25 protein-coding genes and 1 tRNA gene are annotated in these 25364 nt (G+C 64.3%); 5 read left to right on the top strand and 21 right to left on the bottom strand.

Going from position 1 to position 25364, the window contains the following annotated elements:
* Window positions 1–57: 57 nt before the first annotated feature.
* The 19 genes from ACZK3J_RS05945 to ACZK3J_RS05855 all read right to left on the bottom strand — a co-directional run bounded on the left by ACZK3J_RS05945 (window position 58) and on the right by ACZK3J_RS05855 (window position 16445).
* The gene (locus tag ACZK3J_RS05945; RefSeq protein ID WP_024957521.1) at window positions 58–540 is read right to left on the bottom strand and encodes a hypothetical protein; all 483 of its coding nucleotides are present in this window, start codon (window positions 538–540) and stop codon (window positions 58–60) included.
* Complete coding sequence (locus ACZK3J_RS05940) at window positions 537–920, bottom strand: hypothetical protein (protein ID WP_024957520.1); 384 nt, start codon at window positions 918–920, stop codon at window positions 537–539. The genes ACZK3J_RS05945 and ACZK3J_RS05940 overlap by 4 nt, the downstream gene beginning before the upstream one ends.
* A complete protein-coding gene (locus ACZK3J_RS05935) occupies window positions 917–1231 on the bottom strand; it encodes a hypothetical protein (protein ID WP_024957519.1) in 315 nt (104 codons plus the stop codon). The genes ACZK3J_RS05940 and ACZK3J_RS05935 overlap by 4 nt, the downstream gene beginning before the upstream one ends.
* On the bottom strand, window positions 1228–1548 hold the full coding sequence (locus tag ACZK3J_RS05930; protein WP_024957518.1) for a hypothetical protein: 321 nt from the start codon (window positions 1546–1548) through the stop codon (window positions 1228–1230). The genes ACZK3J_RS05935 and ACZK3J_RS05930 overlap by 4 nt, the downstream gene beginning before the upstream one ends.
* A 295-nt stretch (window positions 1549–1843) precedes the next feature.
* Window positions 1844–2428: a hypothetical protein gene (locus ACZK3J_RS05925; RefSeq protein WP_024957517.1), complete on the bottom strand. Its 585-nt coding sequence runs from the start codon at window positions 2426–2428 to the stop codon at window positions 1844–1846.
* A 106-nt stretch (window positions 2429–2534) separates the two neighbouring features.
* Entirely contained in the window at window positions 2535–4394 is a 1860-nt protein-coding gene (locus ACZK3J_RS05920; RefSeq protein WP_077684467.1) for an ankyrin repeat domain-containing protein, read from the bottom strand.
* A gap of 360 nt (window positions 4395–4754) precedes the next feature.
* Window positions 4755–5768 (bottom strand): ArdC family protein, encoded by a 1014-nt coding sequence (locus tag ACZK3J_RS05915; RefSeq protein WP_111196844.1) that lies wholly within the window; start codon window positions 5766–5768, stop codon window positions 4755–4757.
* 66 nt (window positions 5769–5834) lie between these two features.
* Window positions 5835–6080 carry a hypothetical protein gene (locus ACZK3J_RS05910; RefSeq protein ID WP_040008462.1) on the bottom strand — a complete coding sequence of 82 codons (246 nt, stop codon included), beginning with the start codon at window positions 6078–6080 and terminating at the stop codon, window positions 5835–5837.
* A 62-nt stretch (window positions 6081–6142) separates the two neighbouring features.
* Entirely contained in the window at window positions 6143–7792 is a 1650-nt protein-coding gene (locus ACZK3J_RS05905) for a DNA primase family protein (protein WP_008265409.1), read from the bottom strand.
* Between the two features lie 46 nt (window positions 7793–7838).
* A complete protein-coding gene (locus ACZK3J_RS05900; RefSeq protein WP_140222693.1) occupies window positions 7839–8009 on the bottom strand; it encodes a ribbon-helix-helix protein, CopG family in 171 nt (56 codons plus the stop codon).
* A gap of 499 nt (window positions 8010–8508) precedes the next feature.
* Window positions 8509–9171: an N-6 DNA methylase gene (locus tag ACZK3J_RS05895; protein ID WP_136191691.1), complete on the bottom strand. Its 663-nt coding sequence runs from the start codon at window positions 9169–9171 to the stop codon at window positions 8509–8511.
* Window positions 9164–9835, bottom strand: a complete 672-nt coding sequence (locus ACZK3J_RS05890) for a DNA N-6-adenine-methyltransferase (RefSeq protein ID WP_024957511.1) — start codon at window positions 9833–9835, stop codon at window positions 9164–9166. Before ACZK3J_RS05890 ends, ACZK3J_RS05895 begins: the two co-directional genes overlap by 8 nt.
* Window positions 9836–9960: 125 nt before the next feature.
* The gene (locus ACZK3J_RS05885) at window positions 9961–10209 is read right to left on the bottom strand and encodes a hypothetical protein (RefSeq protein WP_024957510.1); all 249 of its coding nucleotides are present in this window, start codon (window positions 10207–10209) and stop codon (window positions 9961–9963) included.
* 210 nt (window positions 10210–10419) lie between these two features.
* Complete coding sequence (locus tag ACZK3J_RS05880) at window positions 10420–11391, bottom strand: hypothetical protein (RefSeq protein WP_024957509.1); 972 nt, start codon at window positions 11389–11391, stop codon at window positions 10420–10422.
* A 38-nt stretch (window positions 11392–11429) separates the two neighbouring features.
* Window positions 11430–11873 (bottom strand): hypothetical protein, encoded by a 444-nt coding sequence (locus tag ACZK3J_RS05875; protein ID WP_478476556.1) that lies wholly within the window; start codon window positions 11871–11873, stop codon window positions 11430–11432.
* Window positions 11855–12199 (bottom strand): hypothetical protein, encoded by a 345-nt coding sequence (locus ACZK3J_RS05870; protein ID WP_478476554.1) that lies wholly within the window; start codon window positions 12197–12199, stop codon window positions 11855–11857. The genes ACZK3J_RS05875 and ACZK3J_RS05870 overlap by 19 nt, the downstream gene beginning before the upstream one ends.
* 147 nt (window positions 12200–12346) lie before the next feature.
* Window positions 12347–12422 (bottom strand) — tRNA-Thr (locus tag ACZK3J_RS05865).
* Window positions 12423–12472: 50 nt separating this feature from the next.
* Window positions 12473–13477, bottom strand: a complete 1005-nt coding sequence (locus ACZK3J_RS05860; protein WP_197655788.1) for a 2-hydroxyacid dehydrogenase — start codon at window positions 13475–13477, stop codon at window positions 12473–12475.
* 97 nt (window positions 13478–13574) lie between these two features.
* The gene (locus ACZK3J_RS05855) at window positions 13575–16445 is read right to left on the bottom strand and encodes an autotransporter family protein (protein ID WP_478476552.1); all 2871 of its coding nucleotides are present in this window, start codon (window positions 16443–16445) and stop codon (window positions 13575–13577) included.
* A gap of 286 nt (window positions 16446–16731) precedes the next feature.
* On the opposite strand from ACZK3J_RS05855, the gene ACZK3J_RS05850 reads away from it, so the two are divergent.
* From ACZK3J_RS05850 to ACZK3J_RS05830, 5 genes are read left to right on the top strand one after another with little or no spacing between them, the layout of a single operon-like run.
* Window positions 16732–17211 carry an RNA polymerase sigma factor gene (locus tag ACZK3J_RS05850; protein ID WP_229301228.1) on the top strand — a complete coding sequence of 160 codons (480 nt, stop codon included), beginning with the start codon at window positions 16732–16734 and terminating at the stop codon, window positions 17209–17211.
* Window positions 17208–18176 (top strand): FecR family protein, encoded by a 969-nt coding sequence (locus ACZK3J_RS05845; RefSeq protein ID WP_478476550.1) that lies wholly within the window; start codon window positions 17208–17210, stop codon window positions 18174–18176. The genes ACZK3J_RS05850 and ACZK3J_RS05845 overlap by 4 nt, the downstream gene beginning before the upstream one ends.
* Window positions 18177–18187: 11 nt before the next feature.
* Window positions 18188–20986, top strand: coding sequence for a TonB-dependent receptor plug domain-containing protein (locus ACZK3J_RS05840; RefSeq protein WP_478476549.1), 2799 nt, complete (start codon window positions 18188–18190; stop codon window positions 20984–20986).
* Between the two features lie 46 nt (window positions 20987–21032).
* Window positions 21033–21989 (top strand): hypothetical protein, encoded by a 957-nt coding sequence (locus ACZK3J_RS05835; RefSeq protein ID WP_478476547.1) that lies wholly within the window; start codon window positions 21033–21035, stop codon window positions 21987–21989.
* Complete coding sequence (locus ACZK3J_RS05830) at window positions 21986–22705, top strand: hypothetical protein (RefSeq protein ID WP_149909383.1); 720 nt, start codon at window positions 21986–21988, stop codon at window positions 22703–22705. The genes ACZK3J_RS05835 and ACZK3J_RS05830 overlap by 4 nt, the downstream gene beginning before the upstream one ends.
* A gap of 82 nt (window positions 22706–22787) precedes the next feature.
* Here ACZK3J_RS05830 and ACZK3J_RS05825 read toward each other — a convergent pair whose 3' ends face one another.
* Both ACZK3J_RS05825 and ACZK3J_RS05820 read right to left on the bottom strand, forming a co-directional pair.
* Window positions 22788–23453 (bottom strand): lysoplasmalogenase, encoded by a 666-nt coding sequence (locus tag ACZK3J_RS05825; protein ID WP_478476545.1) that lies wholly within the window; start codon window positions 23451–23453, stop codon window positions 22788–22790.
* Window positions 23450–25333 carry a M61 family metallopeptidase gene (locus ACZK3J_RS05820; protein ID WP_478476543.1) on the bottom strand — a complete coding sequence of 628 codons (1884 nt, stop codon included), beginning with the start codon at window positions 25331–25333 and terminating at the stop codon, window positions 23450–23452. The genes ACZK3J_RS05825 and ACZK3J_RS05820 overlap by 4 nt, the downstream gene beginning before the upstream one ends.
* Between the last annotated feature and the right edge of the window lie 31 nt (window positions 25334–25364).

Raw genomic sequence — 25364 nt, 5'->3', positions numbered from 1 at the left:
TGATCGCGAACTATATGCTGGGCCACTTAGCGACCAGCGGGCCAAGAAGCATCTCGGCTACGGACGGCTGAGGCCCACCTTCCCGCAGTAGCGATAGACGGCGGAACTGCTCACCCCGAGTTCCCGCGCCAGGTGAGCCCGGCTGACCTCCTTCAAGCGAGCCCGAACCTGGTCCAGGGCCAGCCCGCGCAAGGTGCGGTGCTCTGGCCCTTTCAGGACACGCCCCAAGCGAAGGGCTCGGCGGTCCAGGCCGATGGTGGCCGGCGACAAGCCCAAGCGCTGGGCCACCTCGGCCGAGGTCAGCCCGGCTCGGACCAGCCGCTGCACCTGCTGGCGACGCTCAGCGAGCTCGCGGGCTTGGCGGTCCCGGAACGCCTGCCGTCCGGAGCCCGCCAGGCGGTGCCGCCGGACGAAGCGGTTCACGGCCTGGTGGGTGACGCCCAGGCGTTGGGCCAGGGCGCGCTGGCTCACCCCTTCGTCCAGCCAGGATTGAACCTGGGCCGGGGAGCGGCCGCCGAGGAAGCCTTTGCGCGGACTCATCGATCCATCGCCGCCAGGTCGCCTTGAATCTCGGAGGGTGACACACCAAGCGCCTGGGCGATGGCCCCAAGCGTCAGGCCTGCGGTCATGCCGGCGCCAATCGCATACCGCCGCTGACGTTCATAGGCTTGGCGACGAGCCTCCGGGTCGATGGGCATGGCATCGGACGGGTCTACCCGTCGGGCGTGCTCGATTTGATCCCGCTCACCACACGTTTGGCGGTGCGCGGCCAGGGCGTCGTCCACGTCCATGCTGAAAGGCGTGTTGCGTTGGGCAGCGTCGTAGATGGCTTGGATCTCCGCAGGCATGGGGAGCAGCTCGATGCCGTCAGGCCCGGGAAGAACGCCTGGGGCAAACAAGGTGGAAGGCTCGCGGTTCATCGGCCCACCCAGTAGCCCAGCCCCGCGCTAAGCAAGGTGGCCGCGTATAGAGCGGCGTCCTCAGCGCTGGAAATGTTGAGGGCCATTACCACCGCCCCGAATGCGAGCGTGAGGACGCAACCCGCGAAGATCCCCCCAAAAATCGCGAAATCCACGTAGAGCGATGCGTCGCGCTTCCCGGCGCAGAATAGGGCCAGCGATTGCTTTACGGTCGGGTAAGTCAACGCGATCATAAAAGAGAGAAACGCCGCCGAGCAGAGAAACACAGCAAGGACCAGCATGGAAAGGACCAGCATCGTCAACGCACTCATCCGCGCGACCTCCCCTTGCCCCAGAAAAAGGCCAGCAGACAGAGCACCGCGACCGTGCCGAGGACAAACAGGCCTCCCCCGGTGGCGAGCTGGTGCCAGACGCTGAAGGTGGCTTGGGCCAAGAACGCGGCGATGACCACCATCCCAACTCCAAACAGCCCGCCATGGATCACGACGCGGCCGTGCGTGCGAGCGTCTCGCTCACCGCCCCTCACCCGTTGCCAAGCTGCCTTGGCATCGCCAAAGCGCTTAAACGTCCAGAGAGGGACCAGGACCATGAGACTCAGCAGGGTCAGCAGAAGGATCGCGCTCACCATGGGCGGCCTCCCGCGCGACTCCTCAGCGGGCGCGCCTGGAAGGTGAGAGGCTGGCCCCACTGGCTGGGCTTCAGATTCCAAGCCATTGGGAGCTCGACCTTCGCGTGCAACCGGGCGTCATTCGGCAATGCTCCTGCAACCCCGGAACATTCCATGCCATCTAGGATCTGTCTCGCTGTATCCCCCGAAATGAGAGCAACTTTGTCAAAAGGAAGCTCAAAAAGTTCTCGGGGCAAAGAGCCCATGCCGTCCCAGACAAAGACCCCAACCGGAACAAAAATAATATAGATTGCCATCAGCGCTGCCCTCCAACGGCTACATTTTCTCTGCCCGCACCGATGACTACGGATACGGAAGCTGCCTCAAGCTCTGTAATCACTGGCTGCGCGGTCCCTTCGGAGCGGAGAAAAACTTGATCCCCCACCTCAAAAGCCCCCTGCTCGTCGCCCTGCATGTAGAACGGCAGAATGCGGCCAGCGATGCGCAGCGCACATACGCTGTCATCCACACCGTTGTTTCGCGTGTCGCGGCATGGGACGCGCTCATACGTCACTCGGAGCGTGTAGTAGCGCTGCGCCTCGTCAATCACCCACAGCGTGACGCTTTCGCGTGTTGCGGGGTTCTTCTTCAAGATTGAGTTGTAAGCCGCGTATGGGCCACGGCCCGGCGCTTCCATGGGTTCGAAGGACTGAACCCCGGTGGCGGTTTCCGTGGGGGACGCCTCCCAGGCGTGTGTGACCCTTACTGCGATGGTGTGCGGCGTGATCACGGTGGCATTCACCCCGACGGCAACGGCGACCGAATCGCTACGGGGCTCGGCGGCGCTGGCGGCAAGGGGGAGCAGGCTGGCAAGGGCCAGAGAAAGAATCAACGCGCGCATGAGGCCTCCTTTTTTGAATGGGTTGCACTACCCATAACAAACGGTTTGGTTTGCGCAAGGGGATCGGGAAAAGAAAAGGCGGCTTTCGCCGCCCTTTCCCTTGGCCTTAGAAGCGCGCTCGCAAGCGAGGGGCTTCCAGGGTTTGGCCGTCCTGCCCATGGGCCTTCATGGCCGCACCGACCTGCCGTTGGGCGTCGGCCCCAAACCCGCCTTCCGGTGGCTTCCAAGCATTGGCAGCGGGAAGAAGCTCGTCCAAGAGCTTGGATCGGTTGTGGGCTCGCAGCTCGTTCTCAGCGTTGTTCAAGAACGACTTGGTCTCTCGGTTGCTCGCAAAATCGATGGGCTTCATGCCAGGCTCGTTTCGAAAGCCGTTGACATGGTTGTCAAAGCCTTGCTCGCCGACGAGCTTACACCCCTTGTCCCAGTCCGCCCCTGCGAACACCAGTTCTCGGCAGAGTTCCGTCTTTCCCTGCTTCGCCGCTTCATGGAGGACGCTGTAGCCGGCATAGTTGTTGTAGGCCCAGCCCTCGTCTCCGTCGATGTTGAACGTTCGGTTCCGACTGACCAGTTCTTCGTTGGGATCCACCTGCTCCAGCAGACGTTTGGCGTCGCCGGCCTCAACGAGGGCCACAATGTTGAGCACGCGGTCTTGCTCCTCCTTCGTCTGCTCCGCCTTTTCCGCGGCCTGCTCTTCCGCTTCGGCATCCCAATACCGAGCCTCGTGGTAGTAATCCCGGCTCGCATAAGGGGTTTCCCCCCTGTCGTTCTCTACGTGGTGCTGGGGAACGCCTCGCCCCACCCCATCGACCAACTCTTCCATCGCGCGCTCGTCCGCGGTATGGGCAGGAATGTTTCCCTCCATGTCTTTTGCGTCAACCTGGGCCCCGGCCAACACCAACGCCTGCACCATCTCCCCCGTTTTGACGTAATGAAGCGCGGTTCGGCCCAGCGCATCGGTGTCCCTCACACTACCGCCCTGCCCCAACGCAGCGACAAGCTCGCTGGGCGTCTCGGCCAGGAAAATCGGGTCGGTCGCCGCATCGACGCGCTCACGCGGCGAAAAATCGTCTCGGTGGTTCCGAATACTTTCTCGATAAAGCATAGGATCATGTTTTAGCGCTGGCTCGCCATTCGAGTTCAGCAGGGAGGGATCGGCCTTGGCATCCAGCAAGCGCAGCACAACGCTTGGGTCGCTGGCCAGGTGGAGCGGGGTGTCTCCCCCGTCCGTCCGCAGATTCACGTCGGCGCCGGCATCGATAAGCATGTGGCAATCGCCTTCAAGCCCTCGCTTCGCAGCAACATGCAGAGCGGATTGCCCTTGGCTTAGGGCATTGACATCCGCTCCGGCCTTCGCCAACAGCGCCAAACCTTCCGCAGTAGGTTTTTCGGACCAAGCGGGTTCCCTTTGGTATGTGCTCAACAGGCGATCAAAAGGCGAACGCCCTTGTTTGTCCAACGCGTGAACATCCGCCCCAGCCGAGATAAGCAGTTCCATCTGCCACGGCTCCTGACATTTATGCAAGGCGGAATCGCCGCGCGCGTCGCGATACCCTTTCACATCGGCGCCGTCTTCGATGGCCTGCCTTACCTCGTCCTCGAAGCGACCCTTCGTCTTCAGACCAGCGAAGGCCAAAGTGCTCCCCAACCGATCCGTTGCCTCATCGTTGAACGATGGGGGCGCACTCTGCGATCCCAACCGGGTCCGACTAGAAGATGGGATCGCCCCTTGGGCCTGCAGAGCGCTCTGTTGACCCGACCGGGTCTGATTGGAAGATGGGATCATCTGAGGACGTTCACCGGGTGAAACTTTTACCGGCTCCACCGAAGCCACTGGCCGCTGGCTTGAATCATCCAAGCGCTCCCGGACCGGGGGTTCAGGCGGCTCAGAAGAAGCCACGCCTGGTAGTTCCGTGTCCTTTTGACGGATGAAGGGTCGAAGTAGATTTGAAAAGACGTTGCCAGCCATGGTTCCTCCGCTTGGTGAGTGATACTCATGTCTTAACAAAGAAAGGGGGATGCGCAAGGGGCCGCAAAGAGAAAAGGGGCGGCTTTCGCCACCCCTCTCAACCCAGCGTAAGAAGCTCAAGAAAAAACATGGTGCCTAGTTAGTGATTTCTCAGGTCGGTTAACTAAGCATTCTTTCCACCCCGGCGACAGCAACCACCGGAAACCACCGATACAGCAAGGATAACCACCCAACCACCTTCTAACCGCTCACCCTGGAAAAGTTCTCAGTTAGAAGTAGAGGAATCGGACCACAGCCGGGTCTTCCCCCAGCACATTCATTTCTAACTCGAAACCTCAAAAGGTCAACCCCCTACCTGCGCTAAGCAACCTGGCGTTCCTTGCGTCGCGATGGGGTCCTTCGACCGGCTTCCGTCTTTCGCCCCTGCTCCATGTCCTGCTCCTTCTTGACCTGCGGCAGCGGCTCGCGTTCAAACGCCGGGATGTCCAAAAAGGTCATGACCTTCTCCGCTTGGCTGGCTGCGCGGAACAGGGTCCTGGGGTCATCGGCCAGGGCTTTCATCCAGGACTGCAGGTAGGCGGCGTGTTGCTCTTCGTGCTCCTTGCCCAGGGCAATACCCAGGCGCTCGGAAATGAACAAACTGGACAGCTCTGCAACCAGCTCCTCTTTGGCGTAGTCCTGGCTGCCGAATCGCCCGGTCTGGTCTCGGTCGAGGCGGTGCTTCGCTCCAGTCCAATGGGCCAGTTCGTGGAGCAGCGTGGCCTGATAGCTGACGTCATCTCTGAAAGTGTGGTGCTTCGGCAGGTGGATTGAATCGGCAGCGACGCTATAGAACGCCCGGTTGCCACCGTCGTGGTGAACCTTCGGCTGGTGACGGTCCAGCAGCTCCCGCACACGCAAGTTACGGATCGACTCGGGCATGACGAAGGGCGGCGGGGGCTCCGGCATGCCGTCGATCTGGCTGGCATTGAACACCGTGGCGACGAACACCGATGGTCCCTGGTATCCGCTCTTCTCTTCGCCTTCGGTCAACGGCTCGGCCCCGTCTTTGGCTTTGCCGGCCTTGCTGAAATCCCAGTAAGCGATCTGCTGGCCCTTTTCGCCGCGCTTGACTTGGGCCCCAATGCTTTCTGCCTGCCGGTAGGTCAGCCAGCGATTGTCGTTGTAGCCATGGGCCATCTGCGCCCCGAGAAGGATCAGTGTGTTCGAGCCCCTATAGGACTTGCCCGAGGTTGGATTCCACGGCCCGTTGATCGAGCCGTTCTTCGGGGCGTCGGGGTCGTTCCAGGGTCGGCGCCAGGGGATGGTGCCCTGCTTCATGAGGTCGAGCATTCGCTCGGCGGTGGCTTGGATGAGATCGGAATACTTGGACATGGGTGGTTGCCTCAAATCTTTTTCAACCTCCTGCGCCTCTCAACAGGTGGTTGTGGGTAGATGGGGTCAGAACTCGATATGAAGGGTCAGACTCTTGCGGTGATACAACGCTCGCCGCACCAGCTCGGCGATTTCGTCCTCGCTGCGCAATCCCTGGTCGCCGTCTTTTCCCAGACGGACGTGGAGACCAAACCCGCTTTGCACGAGCAAGTATTGCGGGTCCGCTTCCGGTGTCTCTGGGCTCTCTAGATCGGCAGCGGTGATAGCTTCTTCGTGGAAAGCGTCTTCGGGAATGTGGTCGGGCGATGGCATGGGGGCTCCGTCTTGGTTTGGATACCCCTTTGCAATAGCGCACCATCGCCGGTTGTAAAGGCCTACGCGGCTTCAGCCATCGGTGCGCCCGACAGGAGGGCGATGGCTTCCATGGCCTCTTTGCTCAGAGGGTCACCCAACGGAACCTCCTCGTCCGGGATGGCCTGGGGAGCCCCGCCCTCCAGGCGCGGCTTCAATCCCCCCACGCGCAGGTTGACCCAGCGCTCGGCCTTCGATCCCTTCGTCGCCTTCTTCTGCTTCTGCTGGAGCCCCGGCATCCGTTCGCGCACCCGCTTCCAAAGCTCTTCAGCACCCACCGGCTTGCGGCCCAGCTCATCCAGAACGTAGTTTCGGTAGTCTGCATAGATGTCGTTCTTGTCGGTCCACGTGCCTTCTTCTTCGATGACCATGCGCTCGGCGAAATAAGATGCCGTGGTGTCCGTCTCTTGCCGGGTCTGCTCGGCCAGCGCTTTGACGGCCTCGGGCATTTCCTCGGGCAGGCCGCCACGCTCAATGAGGCGCATGGCCCCCTCCAGCAGCCAGTCGATGATCACGGCCATTTCCGCCGGGTCCTCGGTCAGCTTCTTGTGGAAGTCCGGATCGCGGTCCTTGTCGTTCTCGGCCAGGCGCACATTGAACGGGATCATGCAAATCTTTCGCCAGAAGCCGTGTTCGTGACTCGTCACCGAGAACATGGCGTTCAGTGCCAGGAAGAGCGTGCCGCGCGGCACCGTGGTGTAGGCATCTTTGCCCTTGTTCTCCGCTGACATGGGATCGCGCGAGATAAGCGCCTTCAAGACCTGCTGGATGGGATCGGAGAGGACCTTGGGCGCCTCTGTCGCCAGATAAAGAGTCTTGGAAGCGAGAGGTGCCATGGCGAACTGCCCATCCAGCTTGTCGATGCGGACCGCAGTGTTCTTGGGGTGGATGGCTCGCAGGACGTGAAGCAAGGTGCTCTTGCCGTTGCTGCCGCTTCCCAGCAACAGGAAGGCTTTTTCCAGGCACATCGGCATGACCGACGACGCCATGGCTTCTTGAAGCAACCCTCGCACGGCCATGTCCGGCATGAAGCGATCCAGATATTTGGCCCACCGCGACTTGGGGTCCAACGGCTTGGGGGTGTAGCGGCCGGACCTCACCTGGTCGAGGTTGAGCTTCGCTGGGACCAAGGAAGTGATCCCGTGTTTGGGGTCGGCCGGCAGGTATTCGATGTAGGCCTTCTTGTTGGCGTCCTTGAGGATCTCCAGGTAACCGCCCTTCAGCGGCACGATGGCCCGATGCTGGCTTTCAGGCAACTTCATGCCAGGCAAGCGGATCATTTCGAGAATGGCCGTCTTGACGCAGCTGGTCGCGCTGCTCTGCTTGGCGTCCTCCGGGGCGTGCTTGCGCATCCAGTCCAACGCGTGGGCTTCTACTTCCCGGGTGGCTTGCGGGGCCCAGATGCCTTCGGACTCATTCCACTGATACAGCGAAAAATCGATCTCGCCGTTGTCCATCTTGCCGCCAATGCGGAAACAGTTGGCGCGGCGCATATCGTCGGCATAAGCCAGCTCAAACGAGAGGTCTTCCCCAATAACGCCCAGGTCATCCGTGGCGTCGTTGGGATTGGCATCGGCCCCAAAGGCCTTGCCCTTTTTCTTCGGAGCCTGATCAACGGCGTCGCCATTGGCCTCCCCGCCCTTGACAGGGCCAGTCTTCGACTTACTCTTCATGTTGTAATCCCTAGTAGTAAACGCCCCGGTTCGCACCCGGGGTTTTTTATGCCGCTTGACTGGGGCGATGCACCCACTCTTGAAGCGCCTGACGCATGGCCTCGGAAGGGGTTTGCCCACGGGCCACCGCCGTCTCCTCCACCAACGCCTTAAAACTTTTGCTGACCCGGGCCTTCAACAACTCATCCCGTGCGGTCTTTTCGCGTTTCGTCTTCACTGCCTGCTCCGTTTCTTGATTTGTGGTCCTGTTGTGGCCACAAATCCATCTAAGCAGGCTTTACGGAACTGGCAAGGGCTCGCGCCAACGGATGTTCGTTTCTGCTTTCGATGCTCCAGAAACACTTGAAAGTGTGAAATACCTCAAGCATCAGCCTGGGAGGTAGCAAGTGCTTGTTACCCACTTGTTACCCTTCAAACCCTTATGTTTACTGGGGGTAACAGGTGGTAACAAGGTAACAAGTGGTTTAAGAGATCCACGCAAGAAAAATCCACTCACCGCTCACAACATCCATGCATACACCCATCGGGAGCTCGCGATCCACCCGTTACCCTGTTACCCCTTGTTACCTCCTTATGGGACAAGGCTTTCACGGGTAACAAGGGGGTAACAGGTGCTTGTTACCTGTTAGGAAAAACAAGAGCAAAAGCGGCTTGAAGCAAGAGCCGGCGGCTGCTCGCCGCCGAGTCTTGAAGAGGGAAAGGCGGGCCTCCGGCCTCTACTCGTAGAGGTGGAAGTGGGACCAAAACCCGGGGCGCCTGGGACCGGTCAGTTCGTTCCCCACCGTGACTTTGACCGCCCCAAGCGGCAGGAAATGAAACGTTTGATTCGCGTGGATCTGCAAAGCCGTCATCGCTGCGCACAACGGATCGATGTCACCCGCCAGCACCAGGATTTTTTCGCTTGGAAGGTGTTTCAGTTGACTCCTGATCGCGGCAAGGGCAAGCGAACCCGCGCCGCAACAGCTGTCGTAGACCTTGGCTCCGCTCCCACCAGGCCGATGCCTGGTGGCAAGGGCTTGAACCAGATCGAGAAGATCGCCGGGAGTGAAAGACTGACCCAGCCCTTCTCCACCCTTCCTGGCCAGCAGCTCGGCATGGACCCGTCCCAGGACATCGTCAAACGGCCTGCTTGCGAAGACCGCTTTGATGTAAGCGTTGATGGCTGCTACCACTTCAGGCGCTTCTTCGACATTTTTTTTCAAGGGTCCAAAAGCAAGGACTTTGGTGTCGAGGTGACCCTTGGTGTCTGCGTGGATATGTGCCATTGACATCAGTGCGTGCTGAACGAACGTTTCGAATGCAACCCGCGGATTCCACGGCTTGCCAGGAGTGGAAGGAATGGCGCGGATGGCCTTCACAAGCGCAGTGACCTCATTCATTGTTAGCCGCCCCCACGTCAGCGCCCGCCACCCGGCTCACGTGGGCCATGTCGAGGTAGGTTCCGCGAATCAGGCCAGACTCCACTCCCCGCTTGAGCCTGCGCGCGGCTGCAGCACCGTAGCCGATGAACACCGATCCCGCCGGGCAACTCGTGCCCAGGGTCCCATCCGGGCGGCAGAACGACAGACGCCCCTTCGTGAACACCACCGCTGAAACGCTGGGGTGGTTGAGCACCGACTCCTGCATCCAGCTCGTTTCCATCCGCGCCAGCACAAGGGCAATCCCGTTGCCATGCTCGGCGGCCTTCTCCATCCAGCGGTGCTGGCTGGTCGGGCTGTTCTTGTGCCCGCCGTAGGGCGGATTCATCCACACAAACGCCGACTTTGGCCAGGGCGTCTTGAGCCCGTCGTCGCTGGGCTTCAGCATCCGGGTGGCCGTGCGCCAGGGCATGCCCTGCTGCGGGATGCAGGGATCCAGGTCAAACGGACCCAGGCCGTGGACGATCTCCGGCGGGGTGAGCCAGGTTTCGGTCGTGATGCCTTCCGGCGCCCGGTCGTAACCAACGTTGTTGGCGACGGCGAGCGAAAGCCTGGTCTGCTTGGGCTTCTTCGCGGGCTTCTTCGGCTTGGTCGAAACAGGGAGGGGGCGAGCAACAACGTTCATGGGAAATCTCCAGGTTTGAGTTTTTTGGGGCAAAGCTCCGCCAGCACGGCTGGTCGGCCGCGTTTCGCGAAAAGGGTTGAGGGGTTGGGCCAGACCTGGCCCCGGGCTACCGCTGCGCTGCTGGCTTAGCCGTTGGCGGCGTCTTGGACGTCGAGGAAGGCGTCCAGCGTTGCCAGCTGCAGGGTGAGCACCTGGCCGGAGGGCACGCCCCGCAGGTCGCGGTTGGGCACGTTGACCGACGTGCTGGTGTCGGCGGCAAGCACGCCCAACGCGTGGGGCAGAACGTCGGCCAGGGCGTCCGCGAGGGCCTGCGAGGTCACGTTAGAGAACTGGTTCAAGAGCGAGGGGTCGAGCGAGAGGATGAGCGGTTGCATGACTGTCTCCGTGCTGGTGTGGCTCCATTTTCCAGTCACGATCCGCGCGCTTCGATGCCCTAAGAGGGCCTCCCCTCTTGGACCTGAATCCTCATTCATCCAGCCACGCTGGGGCGGCGGCGGAAGCCGCTGCCTCCCCGCTTTTATCTCTCCACGACCGAGCCGGCGGGCAGCCGGCGAGACAGGGGCGTTGCGCCCCTGAAGGGCCGTCTAAAAGGGCGTTCCCTTTCTGCTCGGGGCAGGGGCCGGAAGCGAGACGTCCAGCAGTTCCGCCCTTGCTTCGTTACGAGCCGTGAGCGCCATCTTCGCGTCCTTCATTCGCTCTGCTTCGCGCGCTTTCAGCACCATGGCTGGCGCGGCCTGCGGGTCCTCTTCGGCATCGAATGCAGCCCGGGCTTCCGATGCGTCTTTGATGGCCAGGGATTCCTCCCACGCCATGAAGTCGGAAACGGCACCCAGCCAGTCCTTGTGGCATTGGAGCAACGCGCCTTTCAGTGCGGGCTGTGCCCAAGGCATGCCGAACGCTTCGGCCAGTCCGCACTTCTCGACCTCGAGTTTGAAGTAGTTGTGTTGATCAACCTCAGCGATGCTCTTGCCTCGGAAGAACATCCGAATGTGATCCTTCGCGCCCAAGGTTTGACCAGGTCTTACCGACGCCACCACCCGCTCGCCTCGCTCATCGACCCCAATCGTGAGCAGGAGGTCGCCATTGAGCTGCTCTCGAAACGTCGCCAAGCCTTCCGGCAACGTTCGCGTGGCCCCCAAGAGATGGCCTGGCTCCCTCGCGTCCCGCCATGGGCGCCCTGCCGGACGCGTTTTCTCGTCCTCGAGGGCGTCGAGAAGGTCCACCAACGATATGGCTGCGTGGGTGCGTGCCTGCCCCGGCTTGTCCACCACCACGCCCACCTTGCGAGCCCACGCGTTGAAGGCTTCGTAAGTCATGTTCAGCAGGCCCGCGGCCTCGGCTGCGGTCCATGTGTCCATCCACACCGCCTCCCGCTTGCCAGCCCCCAGTTCCTGGCGTTGCTTCTTCTCATCGGCCAGCTCTTTGTCCAGAGCGCGCAGCAACTTTCCCCAGGTTACCCCCCACCCGCCCGCGAACGTGTCATCCACGTGCCCGTAGCGGTCAGCATAGCGACGGATCAGCGCCGCTTCGGTCTTTGCTTTCGAATCAAACGACATACGGGGCAACCACTAGGATCGGTGGGGACTGTAGATGCTTAGAAGCGGAACGGCGTGCGAGTGATTGGGTCCGCCGCGGGCGGCAGACCGTCGTCCAAGCCTTGAGCACGGGCTTGGTTGCGGACCTCCCTCCACGCCGCCTGGAACGCGGACTGAGCCGCCTCCATCGCGTCATCGAATGGCTCGCGCGCCGCAACGCTGGTCCAAGGCTCCAGCAGCGCCTCGGCCAGGGGGGCCTCCCAGATTTCGCCCTCTGCCAGGGCCCTGTCGCGCTCCTCGATGGGCAGCAGTTGCACATGGCCCACCAAACGCCCGTTCTGCCGCACCCAGGGCTGAAGCTCGGCGAAGCAGTCGGCGGGCGTTGCGGTCAGCGCAGGGCGCGGCAAGGGCTGCCCCAGCACGGCCAGCACCTCGCCCCAAAACTCCGCTGCATCGAAGGTGGCCAACGCAAAAGCCAGGGACGTCATGTCGGCCAGTGCCATGTGCTTGGCCCGGTCAGGAACCCGCCCCCCTTGCGCGGCACGATGGGGTTGGCACGGGTGACCGTGTGCCGGGCTGGGTGGGCCTTTGGGGTGGCCTGCCCGGCCGCGTCGGTGTCTGTGAGCCCGTCGAGCGCCTCGGCGAGCGCGGTCACCGGCACCAGCCAACTACCGCCCAGTTTGCGCAGGCCGGGAACGATGACGCCGGCCGCCAGTTGCTCGCGGGTTTGCTCGTAGCCGCCGGCCCCCGTTCGGTTGAGCACGCGCGCCACGTCTTCGACCGACAAGAGCGGCTTGTCGGGGAACATGGTGCGCAAGATGTGCAGCATTCCGTTCATGGGCTGGGGAAAAAGTGGGGAAAAACGATCCCTGGAAATCCCTGTTTTTCCCGGGGTGGACTGGGGGTGGCAAGAAAAAGGGGCTGGACGGATACCCGGCCAACCCCTTGATTTTACTGCTTTTTGCAACCTTGAAACTGGTGCCGGAAATAGGAATCGAACCTACGACCTACGCATTACGAATGCGCCGCTCTACCAACTGAGCTATTCCGGCGGAGCCCGCGATTTTACGGGCTGGGCGCCCCGGCGGTCAATCCATCCGGCTCAGCCCGCCTCTACCCGGTTGGCGCACACCCGCCCGGCCACGAAATCCTGCAGATTCCCCAGCGTGATCGCCGAGATCTCCTGCAGCGCCTCCACGGTGAAGAAGCCCTGGTGGCCGGTCACCAGCACATTCGGGAAGGTCATCAGGCGCTGGAAGGCCTCGTCGTCGATGATCTCGCCAGACAGGTCCTGGAAGAACAGCGCGCTTTCCTGCTCGTACACGTCGATGGCCAGATGACCCAGCCGGCGCGACTTCAGCGCGCGGATCACCGCATGGGTATCGACCAGTGCGCCGCGCGACGTATTGACCAGCATCGCGCCCGGCTTCATCCGGGCCAGTGATGCATCATTGATCAGGTGATGGGTCTCAGGCGTCAGCGGGCAATGCAGCGACACGATGTCGGTACGCGCCAGCAGTTCATCCATCTCCACCATCTCGCCCACATCCGCAAAGCCTGCCGACGGATACGGATCGTGCCCCACCACGGTGCAGCCCATGCCCTTGAAGATGCGTGCGGTGGCCAGGCCGATCCTGCCGGTGCCGACGATGCCGACCGTGCGGCCATGCAGGGTGCGCCCAAGCAGGCCATCCAGCATGAAATTGCCCTCGCGCACGCGGTTGTAAGCGCGGTGGGTCTGACGGTTGAGGGTCATCACCAGTGCCAGTGCATGCTCGGCCACCGCTTCTGGCGAATAGGCCGGCACGCGGGCAACAAACAGGCCAAGCACCTTTGCCGCTACAAGATCTACATTGTTGAAGCCCGCGCAGCGCAGCAGCACTGCCCGCACACCCACTGCATGCAGGGCGTGCAGCACCGGTGCTTCAAGTCGATCATTGACGAACACACAGACCGCCGCGCAATCCTGCGCCAGTGCAGCCGTATGCACATCCAAGGCCACATCGAAGTACACGAACGCAAAGCCGTCCCCAGCCGCATCGCGCTGGTTCGCCTCATCAAGGAAACGACGGTCGTAGGGACGGGCACTGAAGACGGCGATCTGCATGGACGGGCCTGGGTGGAATGGCAGACCGACCATACCGCAGCAGCACCCGCGTTGGGATGGCACCGGCGATGCCGTCATCGCCGGTGCCGGGTGCCACTTAGAACTTGTAGCCCAGGCCCAGCATCACGCCGTTCTGGATCTGCCCGTCGCGGCGCTCACCCACGTAATCGGCCATGATGGACAGCCGCTCGCTGGCACGGCTGGTCACACCCAGGTTCCAGGCCAGCACCTGCTCGCCCACCGCCTGGCTGCTGGCGCCGAACACCAGATCCGGTGCCGCGGCGAAGCCGGTGCTGTAGCGGGCCTGCGAATCGCCCAGTTCCTTCTGCCAGACCACCCGCGCGCGCGGGGTGATGCGCTCGCCGTTGTTGCCTTCGAAGGTCTTGAACAGCTGCAGGCCCGCACCCACGCGGATGCTCTCCAGGCTGCCGCTGCGGCCAACCAGCGCACCGGCGCCCTGCCCTTCGTTGAAGCGGGTGGCCGAGGTGCGCGCGTAGTCCACCACCGGCAGCAACGGCTGGATCACCAGGCCCTTGGCGGTGGTGAAGGAGAACGCATGTTCCACCCGTGCGGAGATCGCATCGTTGCTGTACTTGGCGCGCAGTGGCTGCTGCAGGCCATCGATGCCGCTGATGCTGCGACGCGTATCGTGGCGCAGATCGGTGTAGCGCACGGCCGCCGACAGATAGCCGCGCGCGTACGTCGCATCGAGGTAGCCGCCCACGTCCAGCGCACGCACGTCACCAGTGAAACCAGAGCCATCGCTGGCCTTGGTCGACATGTCCGCCGCGGCCACGCTGACGCCCAGGGTCACGCGGTCATCGGCCACGCGGGTATCGGCACCGACCACGATGCCACCGATGGTGTGGCTCAGGCCGGCCACGCCACCGTCGGCATCGAGGCGGCCATGGCTGGCGAAACCACGCGCCCAGATGCCATGGCTGCGTCCAGCATCAGCGCTGCCCGCAACGCTGCCCGACGCCGGCTCGACCAGGTGCATCGCCAGCTGGTTGAACAGGCTGCCATGGCGCATGCCCGGCTGGGAGGAGACCGACTGCGCCACCTGCGAGGCCAGGCCATCGGCATCACCGCCGCTGCGCATGGCCGACTGGTGCTGCTGCACGACGTTGCCGATACTGCCCACCAGCGCGGTGTCGGCCAGTCGCAGGCTGGCGTGCGCATCACCGCGCAGGGCACCGGCCTGTTGTGCGATCACATCGCGGTCGGCGAACTGCAGTGCGCCCAGCAGCGATCTCAGTCCCTTGTCCTGGCGATCGGAGGCGGTCGCCAGCGCGCGGCCCAGGCCGTCGCCGGACGTACCGTTGGCAAACAGGCCCAGCTGGTCAAAGCCCGGGTTGGCGGTCAGCCACAGGCCATCGGCCGTCTGCTTCACGTTGAAGCTGAGCAGTGAATTGTGGCGCGGGCGGAACACTTCACCACTGATGCTGGCGCTGTAACCGGTGTCGCCCAGGCGCACGGCCTCTTCGAAGCCGCCCTGATAGATCGGGCCCTCCACCAGGTCACGACGGAAGTCTTGGCCGTAGTAGCCCTGCGCCACGTTCAGTTCGAGGAAGGCACCCTTGGAGATCACCAGTGCCCCCTCTGTCTGCTCGTCATCGAAGAACGTGCCCACGCGCAGGCGGCCGGCGGCCGTGCCGCCATTCTCAGTAACGTCGAACAGCACCTTGCCGCCCGGCATGATGTTGACGTAGCCATGGGTGACCAGGTCGCCGCCGCGCGGCATCAGCGTGCCGAACACGCGCAGGCGGTTGAAGCCGTCTTCGCGGTAGGAAGGACCGGTGCCGTCCAGCAAAGCAGCGCGGTCCATCGCAGTACCCGCCACGTCGCCATGGCCAACCAGCATGCCTGCGCCGAGCACCCGCACTTCCGAAGCGCGCAGCGCACCGCCTTCCAGCGCGATGGTGCCATTGTCGACCAGCATGAAGTCCGCGCCTGTCGTCGCGGACGTGCGCCATGTGGCGCCGTTGCTCACCCGGATCACGCCCATGGCGTTGTCCAGCGTGGAGACATCCAGATCAGCCAGCCGCAGCTTGGACAGCAGCAGGTCCTGGATGTCCGGATCACTGAGGTAGCCCTGCACCGACAGCGCGCCGATGCCCTGCGGACCGCGGCTTGATGCGTTGTAGATGCTCTGTGCGACATTGATGTAGGTGGATCGCCAGTCGGTATTCCAGCGCGCGAAATCATCATCGACGAACGCCTGCAACTGGCGTCCGGTACGCAGGTAACCGGGGTTGATGTCGCCGACCACGTTGGCGGTGACGTTCAAGGTGTCACCCGGATCGCGGTATCCGTTCGCGGTGATGATCTTGTTGCTGTAGATATCCTGGCCGGGGAACGACTCCAGCTTGCTGCCACTGCCATCGGGATCGAAGGTGACCGAGGCACCAGTGCTGCGCGCCGGATCGCGGAACACCAGCAACCCGTTCGGTTGCACCACTTCATACATGGCCTTGTGCAGCAGCCCGGCATCCATGCCGCCGCCGTAGTTGCCGGTATAGATCTGGGTCATGCGCGGCGACGGTGTGTAGATCACCTTGCCGCCGCTGCTGGCCGCGTGGATCTGCACCGAGTCGATGAGCGGCAGATCGCCGGCCAGATAGCGTTCGACGCCACCAGACTGCATGATCGAGCAGGATGAAATGCAATTGCCGGACACGATGGTGTTCAGTCCGGAGGTGCGGATGATGCCCTGCAGCCACTCGCCGGCGATCAACGCACCACCATTGGACGTACGCAGCACCACCTCACGGACCGGCCGGCCTTCGGCCTGCGCCTTGGCCAGCAGTGCCGGCAGGGATACCACGTCGGCGTAGGTCACATCGCCACTCAGGAAGATGCGATCGCCCTGCACGTGATAATTCATTGCCATGACGTCATCCACCACGGATATGGCGCCAACGCCCATCAGCCCGGCCAGGGCCAGGCTCAACTTCGAATACTTCATGCGTTCTCTCTCTCCACCCGCAACACGCGGGTAGAACGATCAACGCCGCAGCGGGGCGATCTCCCCCAGTGGAACGGATCCTGAAAAATGAATACATTCACAATAAGAATCCGATCGATGCACACTCTTCCCCATCCGGTCATCGTCGCGTAAAACTCGATGACGCATTCGCCACCGACAGTCGAGGCCAGCCCTGTCCACCCCGTCTCCCCTGATCCATCGCGCGCCGGAGCCGCCCGCACCTGCGGATGCCTTCATCGCGTTCGTACGCGAAGAGCGCGCACCGCTGTGCGCGTTCCTGCGCACGCGGGGGGTCGGGCCTGAGGATGCGGAGGATATCGCGCAGGACTGCATGGAGCGGCTGATCCGCTATCGCGCACAGGGCCCGGACGAACTGCGCCTGCTGCTGTATCGTATCGCCCGCAACCGCCTGGCAGACCGCGGACGCTCGCCGCAGTCGCGGCCGCATCTGCCGCTGGCCGAACACGATGGCAGCGACGAACCGTCCAGTTCCTCGCCCGATCCATTGCGCCAGGCCGAGTCAGGGCAGATGCTGTCCCTGCTGCGGCAGGCCCTGTTCAAGCTGCCCGAACGCGCACGCGAGGTCTATCTGCTCAACCGCATCACCGGCATGAGCTACACCCAGATCGCGCGGCATTGTGGAATTACTGCCAAGACCGTGGAAAAACATATCGCCCGGGCCCTGCAGGGCCTGCGTCAGGAGTTGGGATCGGATCCGCTGCACAACGACAGGGACGGCCAATGAGTGGCACCCCGCACAGGGATGATGCACAGCTGTTTGAACGCGCCAGCGCCTGGGTAGCCCGCCTGGAAGCCCCGGACTGCACATCGGCCGAACGCGAAACGTTCGAGGACTGGCTGGCCGAAGATCCGGCCCACGTCAAAGCCTGGGTGCAGGCCGAAACCCTGTTCCAGCAGGGTGCGGAGCTTGCGGCTGACCCCTGGCTGCGCACCGCCGCGGCACGGGCGGCGCGTCCGCCACGCCGGCGCTGGTTGCCGGGCGTGGCCGCTGCCGCCGGTATCTGCATGGCGATCGGCATCGGCTGGATGGTTGCCGTCGACGGCAACCCGACGCCACAGGTCTACGCCAATGATTCGCACCAGGCACAGCAGCAGACGCTGGCCGATGGCAGCGTCGCCATGCTGGATGCCGGCACCACCCTCCGCGCCCGCTTCGGCTGGCGTCATCGTGATCTGGTGCTGGAGCGGGGTCGGCTGCAACTGCAGGTCGCTCCGTCGAACAAGGCGCTGCAGCTGCACGCCGGCGGCAGTACGATCCGCGACATCGGCACGACCTTCCAGGTGGAACGCCTGCGCGACGGCCTGGTCGAGGTCGCGCTGCTGGAAGGTGCCGTGGAAGTCAGCAACGGCGCAGCGCAGCACACGCTGGCACCCGGCCAACAGCTGCAGGTATTGCCCTCCGGCCGTATCCAGCCGGGCCCTGCCCTCTCGTCCAACGCAGCCGCTGAAGGCTGGCTGCGTGGGCAACTGGTGTTCGATGCCACGCCACTGTCGATCGTGGTCGAGCGCATGAACCGTTATGGCCGCACGCCACTGGTGATCGTCGATCCGGAGATCACCGACCTGGCTGTAAGCGGCACCTTCCGCGCCGGTGATGCACAGGAGCTGCTGTCGGCGCTGGAACTGGGTTGGTCCGTGGCTGGCCAGACGCGTCCGGATGGCGCGCTGGAACTGCGCCGCACCTACTGAGGAGACCGGCAGTGAAGGCAGGTCCGGGTGCGCTGCAGTGGGGGCTGCTCCGCGCCCTGCTATGCCTTGCACTGGGTGTTGCCGCACTACCGATGGCCGATGCCGGCGAGCCCGCCGGCACGCTGGAGATCGACGTGGGCGCTGGCCCACTGGTGCCGGCACTGCAGCAATGGGCCCGGCAGAGTGGCACCGCCCTGCTGTTCGACGCACGTGAACTGGATGATCTGCGCACCGGCGGCAGCCGTGACCAACGCGATACCGGGGCCTCCCTGAAGCAGCTGGTCGCCGGCCTGCCGGTGAACATCCTGCGCACTTCATCCGGTGCCTTTGTCGTGCGGCGCGTCCATCCCGAGCCCCCTGCCACGCCGCCGAAAGCGGTCGCAGCCCCGCGCCTGCCGCGCCCGGCTCCCAAGTCCGCCGACACGCCACACCAGGTGGAACTGGCGCCCATCCATGTCACCGGCAGCCGGCTGCCGCGCTCTTCGGTGCAGACCACACTGCCGGTCACCACCATCGATCGCGACGATATCCTGCGCAGCGGCTACGGCAATCTGTTCGACCTGCTGCGGCACCTGCCCGGCATGAACGGCCATCCGGCCATGAGCACCTCGCGCGGCGGCGATTCGCAGTACCTGCCGGTGGGCGCAGCGGCCACCACCAGTCTCGACGGCATGGGCCCGCGGGCGACGCTGTTCCTGGTCAACGGCCGGCGCCTGCCGCGCTATCCGATGGTGTCGCTGGAACAGGGTGGGCTCACCGACCTCGGCGGCATTCCGCTGAGCTTCGTCGACCGCATCGAACTGGTACGCGGTGGTGCCTCGGCCATCTATGGGGCCGACGCCATGTCCGGCGTGGTCAACATCATCCTGCGCGACCAGGCCGATGGGCCCGAAGCCATGCTGCAGACCGGGCTCAGCAGCCGCGGCGATGCGGCCCAGTACCGCCTGCAGGCCGCCACGGGCGGCGCGCGTGGCAACGGGGACCGCTGGTTTGCCGGACTCGATCTGCACCGTGTCGAACATGTCGCCGGTGACCAGCGTGACTGGCACGCGGAAACCTCGCTGTATCCGATCGGCGCGATCTTCGGCAACTGGTACGTGCCCGCCCGGCGCTGCGAGCCGCCCCTGAAGCGGCGCGAGGATGGCTGCTGGTTTGACAGCGCGCGGCCGCGGTCGCTGCAGCCCGCCTCGGATACCGCGTCGGCCTTCCTGCACTACCGGCATGAACGTGGTGAGGGACGCTATGCCTATGTCGAGGCGCGGGCCAGTCACAACCGCCAGCGCTTCGATCTGGGCCCGACCGCCGTTGCGGTGGTCTCGCGCGGAATCACCTTCAACAGTGTGCTGCGTGAGGCCGGCAACGTGCGCCCCAGCGTCCGCGCCACCGATGCCGACCTTACCTTCGGCATCGGCCGCGACCAGGGCCGGCGCAGCTGGGAGGCGGGCATCAGCGCGCAGCGCAGCGACGTGACCTTGTCCACTGCAGGCACCGTGCGCACGACACGCCTGCTTGAAGCAACGCAGGCGCGCAGGTTCACTCCCGGTTTCGACGCGCCGCCGGCGGCCGAGGCGGACACGCTGTTTCCGTCCATCCGCAACCGCGGCAGCACCGCACAATGGCAGGGCTGGTGGGGCGTGCAGCGTGAGCTGATGGCAATGCCCGGCGGCAATGCGCAGCTGGCCACCGGCATCGACCTGCGCCATGAACGCTGGACCTCGCGCCCGGACGCACTGCTGAGCCAGGGCGACCTTGCGCTGGGCCTGCCACAGCAGCGGCGCCGCCTGTCGCGACAAAGCAATGGCGTCTACGCCGAGCTGGGCCTGCCGCTGGCCCCCACGCTGCGCGCGGACCTGGCTGCACGCTGGGACCGCGACGGCGGCTTCATGGCGTTCTCGCCTCGTGCCGGGCTGCGCTGGAGCCCGACGCCGCACTGGTCGTTCCTGCTGGCCAGCGGGCGCGGCTATCGTGCACCGAGCCTGTTCGAGCAACGGCGGCCTCCCGGCTACTTCGGCTCGATCACGCTTCCGGTGTCCAGTGCCCTTCCGGAATGTGCGATCGCCACGCGTGGTGGCGGCTGCAGCGTCACGGCCAACGTGGTTGAGAACGATGCACTGAAGGCCGAACGATCACGCAGCCATTCGCTGGCAGCCACGTGGACGCCCGACGACACGTTCTCGCTGTCGCTGACCCACAACATCGTGGAACTGCGCAACGAGATCCTCGCCCTGCAGCCGAGCGATGCAGTGTGGAACCGCAGCACGTGGGAACTGGATGAAGACGGCCACCTGGGCAGCCTGCGCCTGTCGTTCGACAACATCGGCCGCACCACCTCCCGCAACTGGGTGCTGCGTGGCGAGTACCGCATCGACAGCGGCAGCAACGGCCAATGGTTGTTTTCGCTCGATGCGCTGAAGCAGCAGGAACTGCTTCGCCGCCGTGACCATGAGGCCGCCGTGGACCTGCGTGGTCATGTGACACCCGAGCTGGCTGCGGTGTTGAACGTGCAATGGCAGAACAGCAACTGGGACATCGCGCTACGCGGCAACCAGATCGGGCGCACGCGTGCCTGGCTGCCGGGGGCGGAGTGCCCGCAGAAGCAGGTCGACCGGAACCACTGCATGAACCCACGGCAGCTGCGCTGGAACCTGCACCTCGCACGCCGGCTGGGGCCGCGCATCGTTGCAGCGCTGGACGTGCACAACGTGCTGGACACACAACCGGTGAACTATCTGGTCGGCAACGGCGGGCAGATGCCCGGGCTGGACGATCCGCTCGGCCGCTACTACCTGCTTACCCTGCAGTTCCGCTGAAGCGTAGTAATCTACGCGCCCTGTTCCACCGCGGTCCCCTTCCCCCATGAAAGCCTATCTCTGGTTCTGGGGCGCGTTCCTGCTGTTCTTCGCGTTGCCTTTTCCCTGCATTCTCTATTTCGGCACTTCGTGGCCGGTGGCGCTGGTCGACCGCAGCGCACCGTGGCTGGCACTGTTGCTGCTCGCACTGTCGATGGTCCTGTGGCTGACGCTGCTGTTCGCCTTCCTGCACTACCTGTTGCTGGGGCCGCCACGCGCACTGCACCGGGCGCAGTCGATCCTGGCCGACGGTGAACCGCGCAGTGCGCTGATCGAGCAGGCCGAACAGACCGGCGTGCAGGTGCGTGGGTTCGCGCAATGGAAACTGCAGTTGTCCTTCAAGAACCTGTCCGGTACGCCGGTCCGCGAACAGATGCTGGTGGTCGACAGCAAACCCCAGCTGCATCGCTTCGAGGCCGGCAGGCACATTGATGCGCGCCTGGGCCGGACGCCCGGGGCATTCCCCAACATCGTGCTGGACGGTGCCCAGCCCGAACTGAATGTCGCCAGCCTGTGGCGGCGCGGCATCGGTGCAGCACTCGGCATCGCCATCGTTGCCGCTGCCTATGTGTGGGCCTACCAGCTGCAGAGCGAGGGGCTGGGCTGGACCTTCCTGTCGTTCGGTCACCCGCTGCTGGTGTGCCCGCTGGTGCTGTGTGGCTATGCGCTGGGCCTGCGCCTGCTCGGCCGCCTGCTGCACGCCGATGCCCGCGGCGATGCGCTGAAGTATCGCGGCATCGGCGTGGAGGCCAGGGTGTTGAAGGTGCGTCAGACCGGCACCTACCTCAACGAACAGCCGCAGGTGGAGTTCCAGCTGGAATACATCGACCGCGAAGGCAACGTGCAGCAGGCCCGCGTGCGCCGCTTCATCCCGCTGATTGAACTGGCCAACATCCCGCGCGAGCATGTGACGCTGCTGTACGACCCGGATGACCACAGCAACGTGCGCCTGGAGGGAGTATGAAACAGCCGCCCTCAACCCGCACCGTGTTCCTGGTACTGCTGCTGGTTCTGGCGGGCGTGGCCGTTGCCGGAGGCGCCCTGCAGACCATCAGCGAAACGCTGGGGCATTCGGTACAGCCGGACCGGTTGCCTGCCTCCGTCTCGTCCCAGTCGCCGCGCGAGCAATCCGCATCGCTTGTGCCGTCCCCGGCGCCCTTCCCCGCCGCGAGCACCGCTGGAGCGCCCGAGCGCAACAACCGCCTGTTCGATGCGGACTACCTGCTGGCTGCCCGTCAGGCACTGGAGCAGATGCCAGCGCTGGCCGGCCAGCGGCTGACGGTCTTCCACAGCATCCACTTCTACGACGATGGCCGCATCAACCTCGATCTGGTCGATCCGCAACAGCCGGGCCACGTCGACAGCTATCACTTTGAACGTGGCCAATGGCGCAAGGGTAATCCGGTGAACCCGCAGCAGTTTGCGCCGACCATCAGCCTGCAGCGCAGCAGCACATCCCTGGCCAGCATCGATTTCGAGACTGTTCCGCGCGTGGCGCAGGCGCTGCAGGAACAGCGCAATGCGCTGCAGAACCCCGCATCTGAAGTCGGCCACGTCTACGTGATCGTGCGCAAAGCCGGCAAGCTGGTATGGCTGCCGGACGAAGTCGCCGGTGACCGCGAATCCGTGCGCCTGCAGTTCGATGCGCAGGGCGCCCTGCGCGGCGTGAGCCGCCGGTAGGCCACACAAAAAAGGGACGGAGGGGATTAAGTCGTATGTGCCTTGGTGCGGTTTGCGACTTAATCCCCTCCGTCCCCTTTTTCTATTTCACCGAGCGCGCGATGGCGTACTGCGCGGCGTAGTACGTGGACAGCACCAGCAGGCTGGCCAGCGGCAGGCCGCCGGCGAAGCGGTCCCAGGCCAGCAGTGAATCGCTGGCGACGAACAGCAACGCACCGGCGGCGGCCCAACGGGCACTGGCGGCCTCCATGGCGTCAGGCTGTGGCCGGCGCCACTGGCGTGCCAGTGCCAGCACCGCCATCGAGGCCAGCACCACCACGTACGCCAGCACTGGAATGCGCATCGGTGCGGGCAGGTGCGGCCACAGGCCAAGTACATTGAGCACGGCGAACGCCGCCAGCAGGACGCTGGAGGCAAGCAGGCCGCGTCCGGCACGCAAGCCATCGCGGAATGCGACGATGTAGCAGAGGTGCGCCAACAGGAACGCGACCAGTCCCGGTACGAACGCATCCATCGGCAGCATCAGTGCGATATCGCCCACGCACGAGAGCAGCATGCCGGCCAGCACCGCACGCCGATAGAACGGCTGCGCGGGATCGTGCACGCGCCAGGCGATGGCAGCGATCAGCAGCGTGGTCGTCGGCTTGGCCAGCCAGTGCAGCCAACGCCCGTCACCGTGCAGGAACGCGCCGATGATGGCGAGGACCGCCATCAGCAGGATCACGCCATCGCGGGCACGCGGTTTCATCGCGCCTTCCACAGGTCCGCCAGGCGGTCAGGCTTGCCGGCGATGCGCTCCAGCGCCGGGTACTGCAGGCCACCGTGGTAGGCGATGCTCATCGTTTCGATGCGATCGAACTGCTTCACCAGCAACACGATCGGCGCCTTGTCCTTTGCTGCGGCCCCCACTGCATCCTTCAAGCGCTGGCTGCTGTACTCGCGTCCGCCAACCGCGATCACCTTCATGCCCGGCGCCAGTCCTGCATTGAACGCCGGGCTGTCCCAGATCACGTCGCCGACCACGCCGCTGTCGAGCACGGTCGCGCCCAGCGAGTACGCCAGCAGCGCCGCCTTGGCGCGCTTTTCCTGCGCCTTGTAGGCGTCGTTCGGAGTATCGCGGTAGACCAGCTTCCAGCCCGCCAGTTCCAGGCCACCGGTCAACGAACCGTGGCCATCCAGGCGACCGCGCAGGAACGTCGCCCAGTCGTACGGCGCGATGCCGTTCAAGGTCGCGACCACGTCGTCGAAGGTGTAGGGATTGACGTCCCAGTCGCCGTTGCCGACCCCGAAGAAGGCGCGCGCAAAATCATCCAGGCTGCGCCGGTTGCTGCTCAGTTCGCGCAGCTTGCCCTCCACTTCCAGCCACAGCATCTGGCCGCCGGAGTAGTAGTCCTCGCTCATCTGGTAGTTGCGGTAGGGCAACGTGCGGCGCTGGGCGATGGTCGGGTCGTTGGTGGTGTCCTGCAGCGGCCGCCAGGCCAGGCCCGGGCGACCACGGTCATAGGTCGCGGCCACGTTGGCCAGCATGTCGCGCGCCTGTGTGGTCGACCACAGGCCCGAACGCGCCGCCAGCACCTGGCCCCAGAACTGGGTCTGGCCCTCATACACCCACAGCAGGCTGTCGCCCATCGGCACGTTGAAGTTGGCGGTGGCCAGATCGGCGCCGCGGCGGTACTTGCCGTTCCAGGAATGGGTGTACTCGTGCGGCAGCAGGTCGCGCATCCACGCGTTGCTGTCCCATTCGGTGAAGTAGCCCGGATCGGCGCTGTTCTCGCTGGAGCGGTGATGCTCCAGGCCGATGCCGCCGAGACGGTCGGTCAACGCCAGCAGAAACTCATAGTGGTTGTAGTGGCGCGCACCGTAGAGCTTGTCGGCCTGCTGCACCAGCGCGCGGTGCATCGCGATCTGTGCCTCGCTCGGCTTCAGCGACTTGGCTTCGTCGGCAAACACGTTGAGGTGCACTGGCACCTTCGCGCCCGGGTCGAGATCGATGCGCTGGTAGTGCTCGCCGGCGAACAAGGGCGAATCAACCAGATGGTCATACGAGATCGGCTTGAAGACGACGGTATCGCCATCGCGTCGCGCGGTTTCCAGGGCAGTGGCGAACGACCAGCCCTTGGGCAGGGTCACGCTGGCCTGCGTCTGCAGGTTGCGCGCATCGACGCCGGCCGGATACAGCGAATTGGCGTTCCACTGCAGGTTGAGCATTTCCGGGGTCATCACCACCCGGCCCTGGCTGCCGCCCTGCGAGGACAGGAAATCGAAGTGGGCGACGATCTCGCTCACGCCCTCGGGCACGTTCACCTTGAACGCATAGACGTTGAACTGGTCGCGCTGCCAGGCCAGCGGCTCGCCGTTGGCGGTCACGCGCAGGCCGGCCAGCTTGTCGATCGGACCGGTGGGCGAATGGTTGCCGGGAATCCACTGCGGGTACAGCAGGGTCATCGGGCCGGGCTTGGCCGGCACCGTGGCGGTCACCTTGAAGATGCGGCGCGCGAGGTCGCGTGCATCCACGTCGATGCGCAGCAGGCCAGGGGCCGCGGCATCGCCCGGCGGCGAGGTCTGCGCCAGCGCGGGCGTGGCCGCCAGCGCGAACAGCAATGACATGGCCAGGGCTCGGGTCTTCATCGGGCAGGTTCCAACAACGGAGAATCTTCCG

This window comes from Stenotrophomonas sp. 86428_Sma (assembly GCF_056481585.1).
This window is presented reverse-complemented; position numbering and strand designations above follow the sequence as displayed.